At 39.1% G+C, this 16,763-nt stretch carries 14 protein-coding genes, 2 pseudogenes and 1 other annotated feature; of the genes and pseudogenes, 2 read left to right on the plus strand and 14 right to left on the minus strand.

Annotation, left to right across the window (positions count from 1 at the left end):
- The coding region (locus AWH02_RS08505) for a YSIRK-type signal peptide-containing protein (protein ID WP_060954924.1) at window positions 1–4,024 on the minus strand (4,024 nt) is incomplete at its 3' end.
- Window positions 4,025–4,167: 143 nt separating this feature from the next.
- Between AWH02_RS08505 and AWH02_RS11210 the strand changes: the two are divergent.
- Both AWH02_RS11210 and AWH02_RS08510 read left to right on the plus strand, forming a co-directional pair.
- Window positions 4,168–4,358, plus strand: a pseudogene (locus AWH02_RS11210) (IS30 family transposase); the annotation flags it as partial.
- A 482-nt stretch (window positions 4,359–4,840) separates the two neighbouring features.
- A complete protein-coding gene (locus AWH02_RS08510) occupies window positions 4,841–5,140 on the plus strand; it encodes a hypothetical protein (RefSeq protein ID WP_045503110.1) in 300 nt (99 codons plus the stop codon).
- Window positions 5,141–5,344: 204 nt separating this feature from the next.
- Here the strand turns inward: AWH02_RS08510 and rplL are convergent, their stop codons facing one another.
- The 13 genes and pseudogenes from rplL to ylqF all read right to left on the minus strand — a co-directional run bounded on the left by rplL (window position 5,345) and on the right by ylqF (window position 16,681).
- Complete coding sequence (gene rplL, locus AWH02_RS08515) at window positions 5,345–5,713, minus strand: 50S ribosomal protein L7/L12 (RefSeq protein WP_001196965.1); 369 nt, start codon at window positions 5,711–5,713, stop codon at window positions 5,345–5,347.
- Between the two features lie 73 nt (window positions 5,714–5,786).
- Window positions 5,787–6,287, minus strand: coding sequence for a 50S ribosomal protein L10 (gene rplJ, locus AWH02_RS08520; protein WP_001287277.1), 501 nt, complete (start codon window positions 6,285–6,287; stop codon window positions 5,787–5,789).
- A 37-nt stretch (window positions 6,288–6,324) separates the two neighbouring features.
- Window positions 6,325–6,460, minus strand: a sequence feature (ribosomal protein L10 leader region).
- Window positions 6,461–6,586: 126 nt separating this feature from the next.
- Window positions 6,587–6,937 carry a DUF1801 domain-containing protein gene (locus AWH02_RS08525; protein WP_002906562.1) on the minus strand — a complete coding sequence of 117 codons (351 nt, stop codon included), beginning with the start codon at window positions 6,935–6,937 and terminating at the stop codon, window positions 6,587–6,589.
- A 99-nt stretch (window positions 6,938–7,036) separates the two neighbouring features.
- Window positions 7,037–8,371: a methylenetetrahydrofolate--tRNA-(uracil(54)-C(5))-methyltransferase (FADH(2)-oxidizing) TrmFO gene (gene trmFO / locus AWH02_RS08530; protein ID WP_045503118.1), complete on the minus strand. Its 1,335-nt coding sequence runs from the start codon at window positions 8,369–8,371 to the stop codon at window positions 7,037–7,039.
- Between the two features lie 150 nt (window positions 8,372–8,521).
- Complete coding sequence (locus tag AWH02_RS08535; RefSeq protein WP_045503121.1) at window positions 8,522–9,016, minus strand: phosphoribosylanthranilate isomerase; 495 nt, start codon at window positions 9,014–9,016, stop codon at window positions 8,522–8,524.
- Window positions 9,017–9,034: 18 nt separating this feature from the next.
- Complete coding sequence (locus AWH02_RS08540; RefSeq protein ID WP_045503124.1) at window positions 9,035–9,742, minus strand: DUF3307 domain-containing protein; 708 nt, start codon at window positions 9,740–9,742, stop codon at window positions 9,035–9,037.
- Entirely contained in the window at window positions 9,726–10,409 is a 684-nt protein-coding gene (locus AWH02_RS08545; protein ID WP_045635330.1) for a SatD family protein, read from the minus strand. Before AWH02_RS08545 ends, AWH02_RS08540 begins: the two co-directional genes overlap by 17 nt.
- 110 nt (window positions 10,410–10,519) lie before the next feature.
- A complete protein-coding gene (topA, locus tag AWH02_RS08550) occupies window positions 10,520–12,604 on the minus strand; it encodes a type I DNA topoisomerase (protein WP_060553558.1) in 2,085 nt (694 codons plus the stop codon).
- 92 nt (window positions 12,605–12,696) lie between these two features.
- Window positions 12,697–13,539 (minus strand): DNA-processing protein DprA, encoded by an 843-nt coding sequence (gene dprA, locus AWH02_RS08555; RefSeq protein WP_060553557.1) that lies wholly within the window; start codon window positions 13,537–13,539, stop codon window positions 12,697–12,699.
- Window positions 13,540–13,666: 127 nt separating this feature from the next.
- Window positions 13,667–14,245: a sugar O-acetyltransferase gene (locus AWH02_RS08560; RefSeq protein ID WP_060553556.1), complete on the minus strand. Its 579-nt coding sequence runs from the start codon at window positions 14,243–14,245 to the stop codon at window positions 13,667–13,669.
- Window positions 14,242–15,061, minus strand: a pseudogene (locus tag AWH02_RS08565) (PRD domain-containing protein). Before AWH02_RS08565 ends, AWH02_RS08560 begins: the two are co-directional and overlap by 4 nt.
- A gap of 17 nt (window positions 15,062–15,078) precedes the next feature.
- On the minus strand, window positions 15,079–15,843 hold the full coding sequence (locus tag AWH02_RS08570) for a ribonuclease HII (RefSeq protein ID WP_060553555.1): 765 nt from the start codon (window positions 15,841–15,843) through the stop codon (window positions 15,079–15,081).
- On the minus strand, window positions 15,830–16,681 hold the full coding sequence (gene ylqF, locus AWH02_RS08575) for a ribosome biogenesis GTPase YlqF (RefSeq protein WP_060553554.1): 852 nt from the start codon (window positions 16,679–16,681) through the stop codon (window positions 15,830–15,832). The genes AWH02_RS08570 and ylqF overlap by 14 nt, the downstream gene beginning before the upstream one ends.
- Between the last annotated feature and the right edge of the window lie 82 nt (window positions 16,682–16,763).

The raw sequence follows: 16,763 nt of genomic DNA on the forward strand, positions 1-16,763 counted from the left end.
TAGGTTGTTCACCGTCTTCAGTTGGAACTAATGTATTCCCCTTAGTATCTACAAATGAAGTAATTGGACGGACAGTCGGAGTGTATTTTGCAGTTATTTCTGTTCCGTTCTTATCAACTCGTTTGACTGTAACTCCTGAAGCCTTCCCAACAAAGTCTTTTTCTGGTGTGAAAGTTACCACACCATTTTCATCAATGGTATAAGTTCCTTCTCCCGGAACAACTTTCTTAGTTGTCCCATCATCAAAGGTTGGTTTAACATTTTCATCAATTTCAACAGTCTTTTCTACACCGTTTACTTCAACTTTACCACCAGTAAAAGTTGGTGTACCGTTTTGTTTTTGCCCTTTAGGTCCTTCAGATTCATCATCTGTAGAAGTTGGTTTAACAGGTATTACAGTTGGAGTATACGTTGCTGTAGCAGTTGCTGTAATATCAGTATCATTTGCATCTTTTCCTAATTTGGCAGTAAGTGAAACTGTGACAGGTGTAGCTGTACCGGTAAATGTCTTCAATGGAACAAAAGTTACTTCACCTGTTTCATTATTAATTGAGTAGGTACCCTGACCATCAATTGTTAGAGTATCAACAAATCCACCTGTTTTTGGATCTACTAACTTAGCAGGCGAAGAAGCACTTGGTTTTACTGGTGATCCATCTCCAACAGATGTAAAGGTTGGAGTTTCTTTTTGAGTAGCACCTTGAATATCAGTCGAAGTCACATTATGTCCTTCAATCGTATCAGTTACTGTAATATGGTAGGTTGTTGTAGCGGTTGATGAATCAACTCCATGATCAACTCCCGACTCAGTTCCACCGATTGTTGCTTCAGTAATATAATTTCCATTACTATCAATAACATCAATCTTAACTGTATATACTCCTACTTCATTTAAGCTATATCCACTAGCAATATTATAGTTATTTGCATCTTGTTTGGTATCAAATGCTTTTTGAACTCCTGAAGGCGATGTTACTGTGATTCGAGTGATATAGGTAGTTTTTCCATATTTAGTATCTTCAGAGTCTGAGATGCTTACTGCAGCTTTTGCTTCATTACGAAGGTCAACAACTGTACCTTTTGTTGAAGTATAATCTTGTGAAGTTGCTGTTGGTTTTGTATTTACTACAGTTGCCACATCAGTATTTGTTGCAATCGTCCCTCTAATAATACCACCAAATCCTGACTTAGTATGAACTTCCCAAGAGTCATTTTCAAGCTTAGTAGCAGTCACTTCAGTTCCATCAGATGACGCCCAGGTATTTGAATGTTTATTGTAAGTGACAGTTACTGACATTCCATCTCCTACCTGATTAGTATTCCTAGAAACATAAATCGTTTCTGGACGAGTTGGCGTTTCTACACTTGTCACTTTCCCAGTGCTATCAAGCTGTCGAATGTACTCATAGATATAAAATTTCATACCACCGTCTTGCTGAGCTTCTGTGTACACTTGACGTTTAGTCCATCTTGTCGTACCATCACCATTCAGTGTTTTACTTTCAGCATAGTCGCCAGGTAACTCCCAGTGTCCGGTAGCCTTATTAAAAGTCGCAGTATGTTTTTGCCCATCCGTTCCATTTAATTCAACTTGTTCACGTAAGAAAGTTCCCTTAACATTTTCAACAGATGCTTCCACTTTAATATTGTTCACACCAACTTTGGCAGTTGCCTCTGATGTCACAGGAATATTAAATACTGTATCTGAATCAACAGTACCTAATTCTTGATTCTCAGAAACAGCTGTGTTGGTTGAACCACTGTCTACGAGCCATTTGCCGTTAACTGCTTTTAGATTGGTTACAGTACCATCCGGCATTGTTATCTTAGCACTTGATGCACCTTTAGAAATTTTAACTGGTACAACCTTTGAGTAAGTTTCGACGTTTTGAACCTCAACCTTTGGTTTCACAACTAATGTTACAGTAGCATGTGCTTCTTGTCCAGATTGGTTCCAGACATTATTATTAGCCAACTTATCATAATCTTTTGCAAATACGGAGACTGTGTAAATTCCTGCTTCAGTTAATTTTCCAGAAATGATTCCTCTCCCCATATTCGTTTGATCAGCAGCTTGCTCTTCAGAAGTACTATTCGCAACACTATATTTAGTTCCTGGAATTAATACTTTGGAATCATCTAATGCTTCACCAATAGTATTATATCCCGAAACTCCTGTTACTGATTTAGAGAATCTTTGAGGTACTCTTACAACTTTGCCTTCAACCGTCGTATAGTTATAAGTTCCTCGACTATTTGCTGGTGTTGCACTTGCACCTGACTCATCATAAAATTGAATATTTACATTAGCATCGTCACCAACATTACGATCATAACGCTTAGAATCTGATTTTATTTTAGGAGGCGTACTATCTTGCCACCCGACCCAACCAGCACGAAGATTCTGAATTTGGAAAGTTACCGTACGACCATCTGTATTGGTCGCAGTAATATTAAATCGTAAATCATAAACTCCATTTTCAATATCCGCTATAACTTTTCCTTGAATTGTGTCTGTTTCTGAATCGTATGTCAATCCCGGCACAAGGTTAGTTGGAGTTACAGAAGTTAAACTCCAACCAGCTTGCTTGGCATTTTCAGAAACAGCGATACGATCTTTCAAGCCTTTAATTAGTACACGATCAATTCCTTGTTCGTAACCCAATCCATAAATTTCTGTAGCTAGGTATTCATAACCACCATTAGCAGAGTAAATCGATGTTGCAGCGTTTAAAATTCTTGACCCATCCGCACGGAGTTTGTTTCTCCAAAGAGGGGCTTCTTCTGCTAATTTTTTAGCGGCATCAGGGGTTAATGGATAGTCTACACGTCCTTTGTTGTTATGACCAGTCTTTCCACCTTGTTCTGTATGCATCCCATTTCCAGCATTTGTATCATTACCAACCCGCTGATTAGAATAGACTTCAATCTCTAGCCCTGTAGCATCAGTACCCGTAATTAATTTAATTTCTTGTACTGGAATCGTATAGGTATCCTTACCTGTGTGATTTGAAGCATTTATTTCTGAGACACGAGAGACATTTGTTCCTTCTTCAGCATAGAAATCTTGAGCAGCCAAAGCTACTCCAAAATTCCCGTCTTTTCCAACTCCTGCTTTTTTAAGATCATTGTAGACAGCAAGAATGGAATCATTTAAGCGTGATAGTTGGGTGTTAATTTGCTGTGCGGTAACGTTATCAGCTGCTAAAACTTTCTTAGCTTCCGCAATAGCTGCTTTATTGTTGACTACTGCCGCTTCGATGGCTGCTTTGCTTGCGTCTTCAACCTTATTTCTACGAACTGCTTCATCTGCAAGAACATTTGTCACTTCCGCTTCTGACGTGACCTGTTCCAAAACCTTTTTAGATTCTTCTACAGCTTTTTCTGTAGCAGTGGTCGCTACTGGTTTGACTGCTGTAGTTGTTTCTGTTTCCTCAACTTGTTTCCCAGCTTCGTCTGACTCAACTACAACCGTGATCAAAGCTTCAACTTTAGCAAGTTCTGCATCGATATCAGCCTGTTTTGCAGTTTCGTTTGCAAGAACTGCCTTTGCAGCAGTCAATACTTCATTTGCTGTAACTATTGCTGTTGCATCAGCTTTCTTTGCAGACGCAACTTTTGCTTCTAACTCAACTACTTTTTTAGTCAGAGCAGTCTTATCAGCTTTTTTAGCTTCTACTATCTTATCTTCCTTCTCTGCAGTTGCTGGTGTTGCAACTTCAGGTTTCACCGCTGTTGAAGGCGACTCCGGTTTTTCTGCTAATACTGTTGTTGGTGGTGTCACAACTTCAGATCTCACTGTTGCTAAATCTGACTCCAACTTATCCGTCGGTGCTGGTGTTGCTGTTGATTTAGTTACTGTTACTGTAGTATCAGAACCTTGTACCTCCGTAGCAGATACTGCACCATTACCTAGGAACATCAAACCGGCTGCAATTGCCACCGATGCTGCCCCAAAGCTGTACTTCCGAATACTATAACGAAGGTACTTCTCCTTTCTAAAATCCTGTTGTTTTCTCTTCATAAGACACAACCTCCCCCTTTTTTTAAATGTCGATATGAAATACACAGGCAAACAGAGTCTCCTGCACTCACAGAAAATCGTTTTCAAGGAATTATTTATTTCCCGTGTTGTAAAATGAAGTGCAACAGAAAAGACATGTTCGTCATTCATCACATGAAAGAGGTTCAAATGAGAACTTCAACGGGCTCCTCAGAGAGTTTCTCCCTAAAGTCAAATCTCTCAATCCGCTGACTGACGAAGAACTCGCTCAATATCTCTCAGCTATTAAAGAACTAGGCGACTTCATCAGTACAAAACTTCACAATTTCTGTTTGGGCTAGTCCAAACAGCCTAAACAATGGAATCCTAGTCTATCCATGAACTTGTTGCACTTGACTTGACAATGTGCCAATTATTTATTTCAAAAAGTGATCTAACCACTCTCAACATATGTATTATAACATTTCTAAACTTTTATTCAAGTGCGGTTGTAAGATGAAGTATAACACAAAAGTCATATTCTTCTGATATATAAGAATTCTCCAATTCAGTATAAAAGTAGATGAACATACCCACTAATCATTCCAACGAAAAATCAAACTATTCTTAATTATCAGACTCTGAATGTGGTAAAATGAGCGCTATCTCAAGATGGGTGAGAAATCTACAGAGATTGCTCGTCTTATTAGGTAGACATCACTCACGATTACTCATGAAATCAACGGAAAAAAACAGTTTTTCTGCGTTTTTATGGCATACTCAAAATATAGGCTGTTGTATAGCTTACAGTTTTAACACATTTTTCTGACATACTATAAATTTCAAAGAAGTAAAAGAATGTCAATTAAAAATCATTTACAAAGAGAATTCAAAGGTTCAAATTTTGAAATTTGTGAAACACTAATAACAGATACCTACTTCACTAGCTTTTTAGATTACGTGAGTCTACCTGAATCAATCTCTAAATTAATTGAAGAAGGCTATACCGATAAAAGAAATCAATTAGATGAATACATTGATTTTGCACTTCATCATAATTTAATTACTATGCAAAATAATATTATTCAAGCTACTGATCTTGGTTTAGCTTGGGTGTGGTGGGCTTATGCACCAGTTGAAGGCGATGATTGGATTTAGGTTAAAATAGTACTATATTTTCTGCATAAGATAAAACTAACAAAGGAATTATATAGTCTATTTTGTTGTAGAAAAAAATCCCCGCCAAGATCTAACTTGGCGGGGATTTGGTGGGGAATAGCACCCCTATTTAAGATTTAAATCACCTTAAGCAATTCTTAACCTTAATATACTAGGCTTTTGCATTCAATTTGCGTTACTCTATTATTTAAGAGTAACTGAAGCGCCTGCTTCTTCCAATTTAGCTTTGATTTCTTCAGCTTCTGCAGTTGCAACGCCTTCTTTAACAAGTGCTGGTGCACCGTCAACAAGTTCTTTAGCTTCTTTAAGGCCAAGACCAGTGATTTCACGTACAACTTTGATAACGCCAACTTTTTTGTCACCAGCAGAAGTCAATTCTACGTCAAATGAGTCTTTTGCAGCACCTGCATCAGCAGCGCCAGCAGCAGCTACAGCTACAGGAGCAGCTGCAGTTACACCAAATTCTTCTTCGATAGCTTTTACAAGGTCGTTCAATTCAAGGATTGAAGCTTCTTTAATTTCAGCAATAATGTTTTCAATGTTCAATGCCATTGTTATTTCCTCCAAATAAGTTTTTTAATTTTAAATATTTTTTCGTAGCTAGGCTACACTGCGTAGCTTAAGATTAAGCTGCGTCTTCTTTGTTGTCTGCGACTGCTTTGACAGCAAGTGCAACGTTGCGAACTGGCGCTTGAAGTACAGAAAGGAGCATAGAAAGAAGTCCTTCGCGGTTTGGAAGAGTTGCAAGTGCAAGAATCTCTTCTTTAGATGCGACAGCGCCTTCAATAGCACCACCCTTAATCTCAAGTGCTTCCGCGTTTTTAGAAAAGTCGTTCAAGATTTTCGCTGGCGCGATAACATCTTCGTTAGAAAATGCTACTGCAGATGGTCCAACAAAAACTGATGCAAGATCTTCAAGACCAGCTTTTTCAGCTGCACGACGTAAAATTGAGTTTTTGATAACTTTATACTCAACTTCGCTTCCACGAAGCTCACGACGAAGAACTGTATCTTGCTCAACTGTCAAACCACGAGCGTCAACAACGACGATTGATGCAGCAGCTTTCATTTTTTCAGCTACTACGTCAACTAGTTCCGCTTTTTTAGCAATAATTGCTTCACTCATTAGTGTGTTCACCTCCGTAATTATTTTGCTTGGGGATTTTTCCAAAAGAAAAACGCGCCCAAACCTAGACACGAAAGTACAATACGCTTCTTTTTACATGATACGTTTTGTCCTCGGTAGGATTTTTATGAGTCGAGCTCCCCTACTGTCTTAGGCAGTTTTTTCAAACCATTGATAATCATATCATAGATAAAAAAAGATTGCAAGACTTTTATGCAATCTTTTTAAAATATTTTTTTAATCAAACCTCTTATTTATCAAGATAAGGTGCTAAGTCCTGCAAGGCTCGCTCAGCAATTTTATTCTGCTGCTTTTTGAGCCAATCGCAAGTAATCCGTCAAATGCTTGTTTTCTATATCTTCAAGCGTATGTAATTTCAAATGGCGACGGCCTTTACCCTTGCCTTCCAACAAACCGTATGGGTCTGCCATCTCGGCGCCACGACCAAATTCCACAGTTACATGCTGCTTATAAACAAAAATGCCGCAAAACGGTTCGGGGGCGGCAAACAAAATACCGCCATATTTCACTTCTTCGACTACCGTATCTGACAGTTGCCGTATTTTCGTGCGCACACTATTGGCGATTTCATACAAGGCAGGATTATTAATTAGCCAATCATCCAGCAGATTTTTTACTTTTTGGTTCATGGTCTCCTCCTAATTTGAGATTGTAGGTTGGTCATTGATGTCCGATTTCCAAATTTTTTATTTATTATAGCACAAAATCAAGAAAATCCTAACTTTTTTTTAAATTTCTTGATAAAATTGTAAGTCTTTTAATGCTCGCTCGGCGATTTTTTCGTAACGTTCTTTTTTATCACGAATGCGCGGACCTTCCAATTCTTTGATAATCCCAAAATTGACATTCATGGGTTGGAAATGCTTGCTGTCAGCATGAGTAACATAATGAGGCAGACTTCCAATAGCTGTTGTTTCTGGAAAGACAAGTGCTTCTTCTCCCTTGAAGAGTCGAGCAGCGTTAATACCAGCAACTAGACCTGAAGCTGCTGACTCTACGTACCCTTCAACTCCAGTCATTTGACCTGCAAAGAAAAGATTTGGATGTTTCTTAGAGCGGAAAGTCTGTTCCAGCAGATTTGGAGAGTCCATATAGGAGTTTCGATGCATGACACCATAGCGAACAAATTCTGCATTCTCAAGGCCAGGAATCATTTGAAAGACCCGCTTTTGTTCGCCCCATTTGAGATGAGTCTGGAAGCCGACGATATTGTAAAGACTGCCTGCTGCATTGTCCTGACGGAGCTGCACCACAGCATATGGCGTCTTAAAGTCTCCGTCGCGAGGTCCTTGGTAGTCATCTGGATATTCTAAACCAACCGGCTTCATCGGTCCATAAATCATGGTTTTTATACCTCGCTTGGCCATAACTTCAATAGGCATACAGCCTTCAAAGTATTTTTCTTTTTCAAAGGAATTGAGCGGTGCTTCCTCAGCATTGACCAAAGCATCATGGAAATCCATAAATTCTTGTTTGGTCATTGGCGCGTTGAGATAGGCTGCTTCGCCCTTATCATAGCGGGATTTGAGATAGACCTTGGTCATATCAATGGTATTGACATCAATGATTGGCGCTGCTGCGTCGTAGAAATAAAAACCGTCGCCTCCATTGAGCGCGTGGATTTTTTCAGCCAAAGCATCGCTGGTCAAGGGTCCTGTCGCAATGACTGTGATGGCATCCTCCGGAATTTCTGTGATTTCTTCACGAATAACCTCGATCAGTGGATGGTTGGTCACTAGCTCCGTCACCATCTGAGAAAAGCCTTCTCTATCAACTGCTAAAGCACCACCCGCTGGCACCCGAGTTGCTTCTGCTGACTTTAAGATGACCGAGTCCAACCGCCGCATTTCTTCCTTGAGCAGACCGACAGCATTGGTCAGCGAATCTCCTCTCAGAGAGTTAGAGCAGACCAGTTCTGCAAAGTCTGAAGTCTTGTGTTGAGGCGTTGACTTAACACCCCGCATTTCATAGAGTTTGACTGGGATTCCACGCTTAGCAATCTGATAAGCCGCTTCACTACCAGCCAGACCTGCACCGATAACATTGATATAAGATTGAGACACGACACTAATACCTCTTTGGGTGGAACCTGAGTCCATATCAAAACAATCCACTGAACTGTTTGACACCCACAAATCTTTCTAAATTAATACTTGGTCCATTATAACAAAAAGATAGTAAAAAAGACAGACAGGAGAACTCTAGTCTGTCCATCATTTTGTCATTTTTTCCAAATAAGCAATCTTAGCAAAATCCTTATGATTGTTATTATCATTTCGGTAAGAATCTTGGGAAGAAGCACGGTAGATAGCTAAAAATTGCTCTGCTGTCGGCAGTAGAAACTCAACACCTTCTACTTCTCTTCGAGACAGCTTCTCTAGCGGCACACCTGAAAATGCCTCCAAGGTTTCCATAACTCCAAATTCAATAGACAAGCCTTCTTTTTGAAATTCATGCTCGTGCAGATCGACTAAGCGATAGCCCAAGCGCTCCATCATAGGCTCAATCTTGTCCATATCATAAATACGTTCTTCATCTGGTGCTTCCCAGCCACGTTCATCACCATGAACATGAATATCAATATCCCGCGCCTGCCAGTCCTGACCAGTAACTTGCTCCAGACCTAGAGAACCCATCAGCAGTGGCACAATTCCCATCTTATTCAGTTGAGACGCGATTTTTAGAAATTCTGTAAATTTATTATTCATACTATTTCTTTCAAAACTTTACTTTATACCAATCCAGGCTGCAAGCAAGGCTGATAAAATGCTGACCAAGGACCCAATCAAGTAATACTCTGCAAATGCTGGACTTTCCGATATTTTGTTATAGCGGGCAATGGATTTAGCTGTAAACACTAAGCCAATCGAAGCAAACTGTCCATAAAGAAGACAAGCTCCGATAACCAGGCGCTCTAGGAAACCAATCATGGCTCCTGCTCCATCTATCGTATCCAACTCCTGACTCGTTTCTGGTTGAAATTTACCAAATAAAATTCTAAAAGCAATATTGGTTGGCTTTCCTACCAATAAGACAAACAAAACGGTTTTTAAGAAAGTTAATGGAAGGAAACTTGGCAAAAACTCAGTATTCATATTAGAGAGTCCATAGATAATAGCCAAATGAAGGAGTTGATCAAGCACAAAAATGATTGACACTTTTAACTTGAATATCCTTTGTAGGATTGGTTTGAAATAATCAATAAGAGCATGGCTTAAGAAAACAATGAAAGTCTTCCACCACAAACTTGGTATTATAATAGTTAAAACAAATAAAGGTAGTCCTACAAGTAAAATATGAAATGCAAGGACTCGAATGTTTTTGTCCTTTTTGTCAGCCATTTTTTGACTTTGAAAGTAATAATCTGATAACAAATGACAAATCAACAAAAGTACGAAAAGGTGATATGAATCCATACTAGAAAATCCGTTCATTCTGACCTCCTTCTGTAACATCAATGGCTTGGATAGCTGCAAGTGCAGCTGCTCTACTTCGAAGATAGACTCTGATGCTACTACTTTTTAGGCGTTTGGAAAGGGCACTGGGATTTAATGAAAGAGCCTGAGCCAGCTCTTGCTGACTAAAATCCTCACTATAGATGGATAGTTTGAGTAAGCCCCTTAAAAGTTCTTCCTGACTTTCTCGCCAGTCTGATTTGATTGCCTCTCCTGCAGCTAATAAAGCATTTATTTGAAAATCTTCTTCCTTTTTTCCACTAGAAAAATACAACTGAGTATTTCCATAATCATTCTTTTGATGAACGAGATTAATAGCAGCTCGTGCATTCCAATAGGCAGGTCCATCAGCACCGATACTCTGTAAAGGGTCAATGTCAGTCACTATTTTCCCCAAACCAATCCCAAAGCGTAGCTGAGCAGGCTTCAAATCTTGACGTAGGGAGTCAATAATTTGAAAAATTGGTGCATCTAAAGTAAACAAAGCCTGAAATTCATCTCCAAGAGTCAAAGTTAATCGCGAAGCTAAATAAGTTTCAAAGCGATTGTTCATATGAAAGAGAACTGCTTCCAACTTCTTTTGTAAGTCTGATCTCTCTTTAAATAGTTTTGAGTCAATGACGTCTGCAATTAAGGCTATATACACTTCACCACCTCCTTTTGTCTATTATAACAGACAAAACAAAAAATGTCCATTTTAACAGACATTTTTTTGTTTTTGCCGTTAAAATGGACTAAATTGATTGGTAAAAAGACTTATTTGACCTTTTCTTCTTCATAATCACCATTGCTACAAACTACCTGCTTACCGCCACCACGGACTTTCTTTTCAACCAGATAGTGGTCACATTTTGGACAGTTTCGTCCGACTGGCTTATCCCAAGATGTAAAGTCACAGTCTGGATAACGATCACAGCCGTAGAAAATACGATTCCGCTTAGTCTTACGTTCAATAACATGGCCTTTTTGGCACTGCGGGCAGGTCACGCCAATTTCCTTGACAATAGCCTGAGTATGACGACAATCTGGGAAATTACTGCAGGCATAAAATTTCCCAAATCTACCCAATTTGATGACCATCGGACTGCCACAAACCTCGCAGTCGAAACCAGCTGGCTCATCCTTGATTTGGATTTTCTCCATTTCAGACTCAGCTTTAGCTACTTCTTTTTCGAAAGGTCGGTAAAACTCGTCAATAACCTTCTGCCACTGCTCTTTCCCAACTTCTACATCATCCAGTTTTGCTTCCATCTCAGCGGTAAATTTCACATTCACGATACCTGGGAAAAACTCAACAATTAGAGAATTGACGATTTCACCAAGTTCTGTTGGCTCAAAACGCTTGGAAACCAGCTTAACATAATAGCGTTTCTGAATAGTCTCAATGGTCGGTGCATAAGTAGACGGACGGCCAACTCCATTTTCTTCGAGAGTCTTGATAAGAGTGGCTTCAGAATAGCGAGCAGGTGGCTGAGTAAAGTGCTGCTCTGGATTGCTATTGACACGTTTGACGCTATCACCCTTTTCCATATCTGGAAGCATTTTATTTTTATCAGAATCATTATAGATAGCTAGATAACCATCAAACTTGACCTGACTTCCGTTAGCTGTAAATTGAACACCATTTTGTTCAATTTTAACATTCATAGTATCAAAGACTGCAGCTGTCATTTGACTGGCTACAAAGCGGTTCCAGATCAGTGTATAGAGCTTCAGCTGATCTTTATCCAGATACTTTGCAATACTTTCTGGTGTATTAAAGACACTCGAAGGTCGAATAGCTTCGTGGGCATCTTGGGCTCCGGAAGCATTTTTAATCTTACTACCGTGTTTTGAATACTTAGCTCCAAAACGATCAGTAATGTAATTAGCAGCTTCATTTTGAGCAACTGGACTAATACGAGTTGAATCCGTACGCATATAAGTAATAAGACCTTGAACGCCAGAACCGATATTGATACCTTCATAGAGTTGCTGAGCTACCATCATAGTCTTACGAGTCCGGAAATTGATCTTATTAGCAGCATCCTGTTGCATAGAAGAAGTCGTATACGGCAAGGGAGCATTACGGCGACGTTCTTTTCTTTCGACACTTTCAACCTTAAAGTCATCTCCCTTAAGATGTGAAAGAACTTCTTTCACTTCATCGTTATTGGTCAGTTTCATTTTTTTGCCATTTAAGCCATAAAAACTAGCTTGAAATTGTCGACTGCCCTTTTTAAAGGTAGAGTCAATGGTCCAATACTCTTCAGGCTTGAAAGCATTTATTTCATTTTCTCGGTCAATAATTAACTTGAGAGCAACAGACTGAACCCGACCAGCTGACAGACCTTTCTTGACTTTTTTCCATAGAATAGGAGAAATAGAATAACCAACTAAACGGTCTAAAACACGACGAGCTTGTTGGGCATCGACCAAATCCATATTAATCTGACGAGGCTCTTTGAAAGCATTCTTGACTGCGTCTTTAGTAATTTCGTTAAAAACCACACGATTCTTTTCTTTTTCATCCAAGTTAAGAATATGCGCCAAATGCCATGAAATAGCCTCTCCTTCTCGGTCCGGGTCACTTGCCAGAAAGACTTGTTTAGCTTTTTTTGCTTCTTTCCTTAAATCATTGATGAGTGGTCCCTTGCCTCGGATATTGATATATTGTGGTTCATAATTATTTTCAAAATCAATAGACATTGTTGACTTTTTCAAATCACGAATATGCCCAACACTGGCTAAAACTTTATAGTTCCTTCCCAGGTATTTTTCTATTGTTTTTGCCTTGGCAGGCGACTCCACGATAACCAGATTTTTCTTGGTAGTGGACTTTTTACTTGTTTTTGTTACCAATTTTTACACCTTCTATCAGAATAAATCTCATAGAGTGTAAACTATTTTTCTAGGCTTGTCAACTGTTAAATTCTCCTATAGGAAAACTTGTTTTAAAAATCAAACTCAGACAGGACATCAGAGCCCGACATAATGCACTTAGCGCCTTCTTGAATCAAATGATGGCAGCCATCAGATTTTCCATCTAGAATTGATCCAGGTATAGCAAATACATCTCTTCCTTCTTCCATCGCTCGCTCACAAGTAATCAAGCTGCCAGATCTCATCTTAGCTTCAGCAACAATGACGCCTCTGCACAAACCTGCGATAATTCGATTACGTTCAGGAAAATGAAACTTCAAGGGTTGTTCACCAGGACCGTATTCTGATAAAACCAGATGATTTTTGCCAATATAAGCCTGAAGTTTCTTATTGGCCTTAGGATAAAAAACATCTAACCCAGTCCCAATAACAGCTATAGTTCGACCGCCGTTCTGTAAGGCTGCCATATGAGCAACTGTGTCAATCCCACGAGCTAATCCACTCACAATGATTAATTCATTATTCAATTCTTTAATAATTTTCTGAACGGACTGATTTCCAAGCTTACTACTATCACGACTTCCGACTACTGCTACTTTTGGCAATTCAAGTAGATCAATATTTCCCTGATAAAACAAAAGAGCAGGTGGGTTATATATCTCACTCAAATCCCAAGGATAAATTTCATCCAAGATAGAAAAAGAGGGAAATTCCTCAAAGGATTTCTTTAAGAAATCGTCGTCAACTTGCTTATAGCGTTCCATAAACAGGGCAGGATTACGGCACTCTGAAACCACCGCTATATCACGCAAAGAAAGCTCCTTTTCCTTGTTTTCAGCATATCTCAAGACATTGAGAACTTGTCCATTAGTCAGTCCAGCATGTTTCATTTTATAAATATCATAGTTTTTCATTTTTTCACCTCACTATTATATTCGTAAAATATACAAAAAAAGACTGTTTTACAGTCTTATTTTATATCCCGACTAATTTCTTTAAAAAATCATCTCTTCTCATCTAAAGTAAATAGGTGGATGTTAATTAGCTCAGGGCTTTATTTGACTTAGTTTTAGGGATTTCTTTGATAATCCGAGCTGGATTTCCAGCTAAAACAACATTGTCTCCAAAAGACTTGGTCACAACTGATCCTGCTCCTACTACCACATTATCTCCCAAGGATACACCTGGCAAAATGGTTACACCACCACCAGCCCAGAAATTATCGCCAATGGTAATGGGAGCTCCATACTCAATACCAGAATTTCTTTCCACAGGATCCAATGGATGTAATGGCGTTAGCAATTGACAATTGGGACCAAACATGGCATTATCTCCAATCCGAATCGGACAAACATCTAACATTGTCAAATTCCAGTTAGAGTAAAAGTTCTCTCCTATATGGATATTAACACCATAGTCACAGACAAAAATTGGATGAATTGAGAGATTCTCACCAGTAGAACCAAACCATTCTTTGACAATAGCTTTTCGTTTATGACCATCTTGTTCTTGATTAAAAGTATATTGATATTCCCTTGATTTAGTTGCTAATTGCCTTAATTCCTGATCTTGAGGACGGTAAGGTTCGCCAGCAATCATTTTTTCATATTCTGTCTTCATGATAATTCCCTTTTCATACGAGATAAGTGGATGATTAAATAGAGCTGTTCATCTTCTGATGTGGTGTAATTTCGAGTTTTTTCAAGATGGTCAACGATTTTTTGAGCTGTTTCAAAAGCACAAGGGTATTTAGACTTCATCAGTATAAACATCTCGTTGTCTTCTAAGTCTCTATATCCAGAGCCTGTCAAAACTCGCTCGCAAAAAAATTTCAGATGAGTCACAAAGCGTTGTACATAAATATCTTCCTTATCCAGAGAAATCTCTAAACTGTACTTGACAATGGTCATGATTTCTTCCATCAACATGGTCAAATCTCTTGCAGCTGCACCATTCTCTAATTCTGCATTCACAATTGTTAAGGCCATAAAACCGGCCTCATCATCTGGTAAGTCTTTACCAAAATATTGACTTAGAAGCTGATTTGCATATTTTCCAACTTCAAATTCCTCCGGAAAAAATCGCTTGATATCCCACATAAGAAAATTTTTCAAATAGATGTCATCCTTCTCTCGCAAAACGACTCCATGCATGTGGTCAGCCATTGCTATAAAAGCATGATAATTTAACTTTTTAGAAATCTTTTTATGGGCAAATGCAATAACTTCACCAGCCATTTCTATAATTTCAGGATCAATTTCGTTAATCAACTGCTTCCTGTCTGCTGACAAAATAATTTTTTTCTTAAATCAGATCAAGCGAGATCTCCTGACCCACTTTTCTACCAAAAGCCAGCCCTCTTCCCATGAGCACAATTTCTTCTTGGTTTTCTTCAGAAATAACGACATTATTGTTTAAAATTTTAATAATCTGCATTTCCAACCTCTTCATGACTAGTCAAGCATAGACTTAACAGGTTCAAATGTCTTTCGGTGAATCGGACTCACTCCATAGCGTTCCAAGCCATCCAAGTGGCTCTTTGTTCCATAGCCAGCATTTTGCGCAAAATCATAACCAGGAAATTCTTTGTCGTAGTCCGCCATCAGTCTATCCCTAGTAACCTTAGCAACAATGCTAGCCGCTGCGATAGACAGAGAATTGGCATCTCCTTTAATAATAGACTCTTGTGGAATTTCGACATCCAGTCTCATGGCATCAATCAGCAAATAATCTGGCTTGAGAGGAAGCTTTGACAAAGCCTCTTTCATAGCAAGCTTGGTCGCTTCATAGATATTGACTTTATCTATGATATCACTATCCATCAGACCAATACCTACTGCCAAGGCCTTATCCATAACTGCTTGATAGATTTCTTGGTGCTTTTTCTTGGGAATCTTCTTACTGTCGTTGAGTCCCTTGATTTTACATCCTGGAGGTAAGATGACAGCTGCAGCGACAACTGGTCCAGCTAGAGGACCGCGACCAACTTCATCAATTCCAGCAATAGCTTGGTAACCAGCTTGATAAAGTTCTTTTTCATACCGTAGCATCTGATCCAAACGCAAATCTTCATCTAACTCTGCTTGAATAACTTTTTTACGCTTTTCAACGGCCTTTTGAACTCCACTACGCTGATCCTTCGCCACCTCTTCTAAAAAAGAATCAGACAACTCAGTCACCAACTCCAAGCGCTGCTGAATTTCCTTAATCGTTGCCATCTAATTCTCCTACTGTATCCAGGCAGTAACGGCCCAGCTTACCATCACGAACATCTTTGACAAATAAGCTATAAAAACGATCGTAGTCATCACGGAAACCAAGTTTTTGGGTCATATCCATAATTATATCTGGCGCTTCTTGACTTAGATCTAACTGTTTATAGCGACCCACTAGCTCTTCAGGATAATGCTCCTTAAAATAATTGAGTCCAAAAATCGTCACTTCATCCATAGGCAGTAGATTATCCTTGATTGCACCAGTCAGAGCTAACTTGAGAGCAACCATCTCGTCTTCAAACTTAGGCCAAAGGATACCTGGTGTATCCAAGATTTCCAAATCTTTATTTGACTTGAGCCATTGCTGACCTTTTGTCACACCGGGCTTATTTCCTACAACAGCAATTTTCTTACCAGCCAAGCGGTTCATGAGAGTTGATTTTCCAGCATTGGGAATACCGATTATCATGGTACGCAGAGTTTCGATCCGAATTCCCCTCTCCTTCTGACGAGCTAATTTGTCAGCCATCAGTTTCTTAGCAGCGTCTGTCACCTTTTTAACGGCAGACTGTTCTTTAGAATTAAGAGCCAAAGTAAGAATTCCTTGACCTTCAAAATAAGTCTGCCACTCCTTGAGACGGACAGGATCAGCTAAATCCGCTTTATTTAAAATCAAAAGCTTGGGCTTTTCTCCTATAATTTTAGTTAGCATGGGATTTTGACTAGATAAAGGGAGACGGGCATCAACCAAGACAGTCACAAAATCAACAAATTTAATACTTTCTTGAACCTGTCTCCGAGCTTTGGACATATGCCCTGGAAACCATTGAATCGTTGCCATATTTTTTCCTTTCAGCGAATATCTTTTAGAATAATTTCATCTTTATCTATTTTAACATATTTCAAAATTTTAAGAGGCAAGA

This window comes from Streptococcus gordonii (assembly GCF_001553855.1).
Lineage (GTDB): Bacteria > Bacillota > Bacilli > Lactobacillales > Streptococcaceae > Streptococcus > Streptococcus gordonii.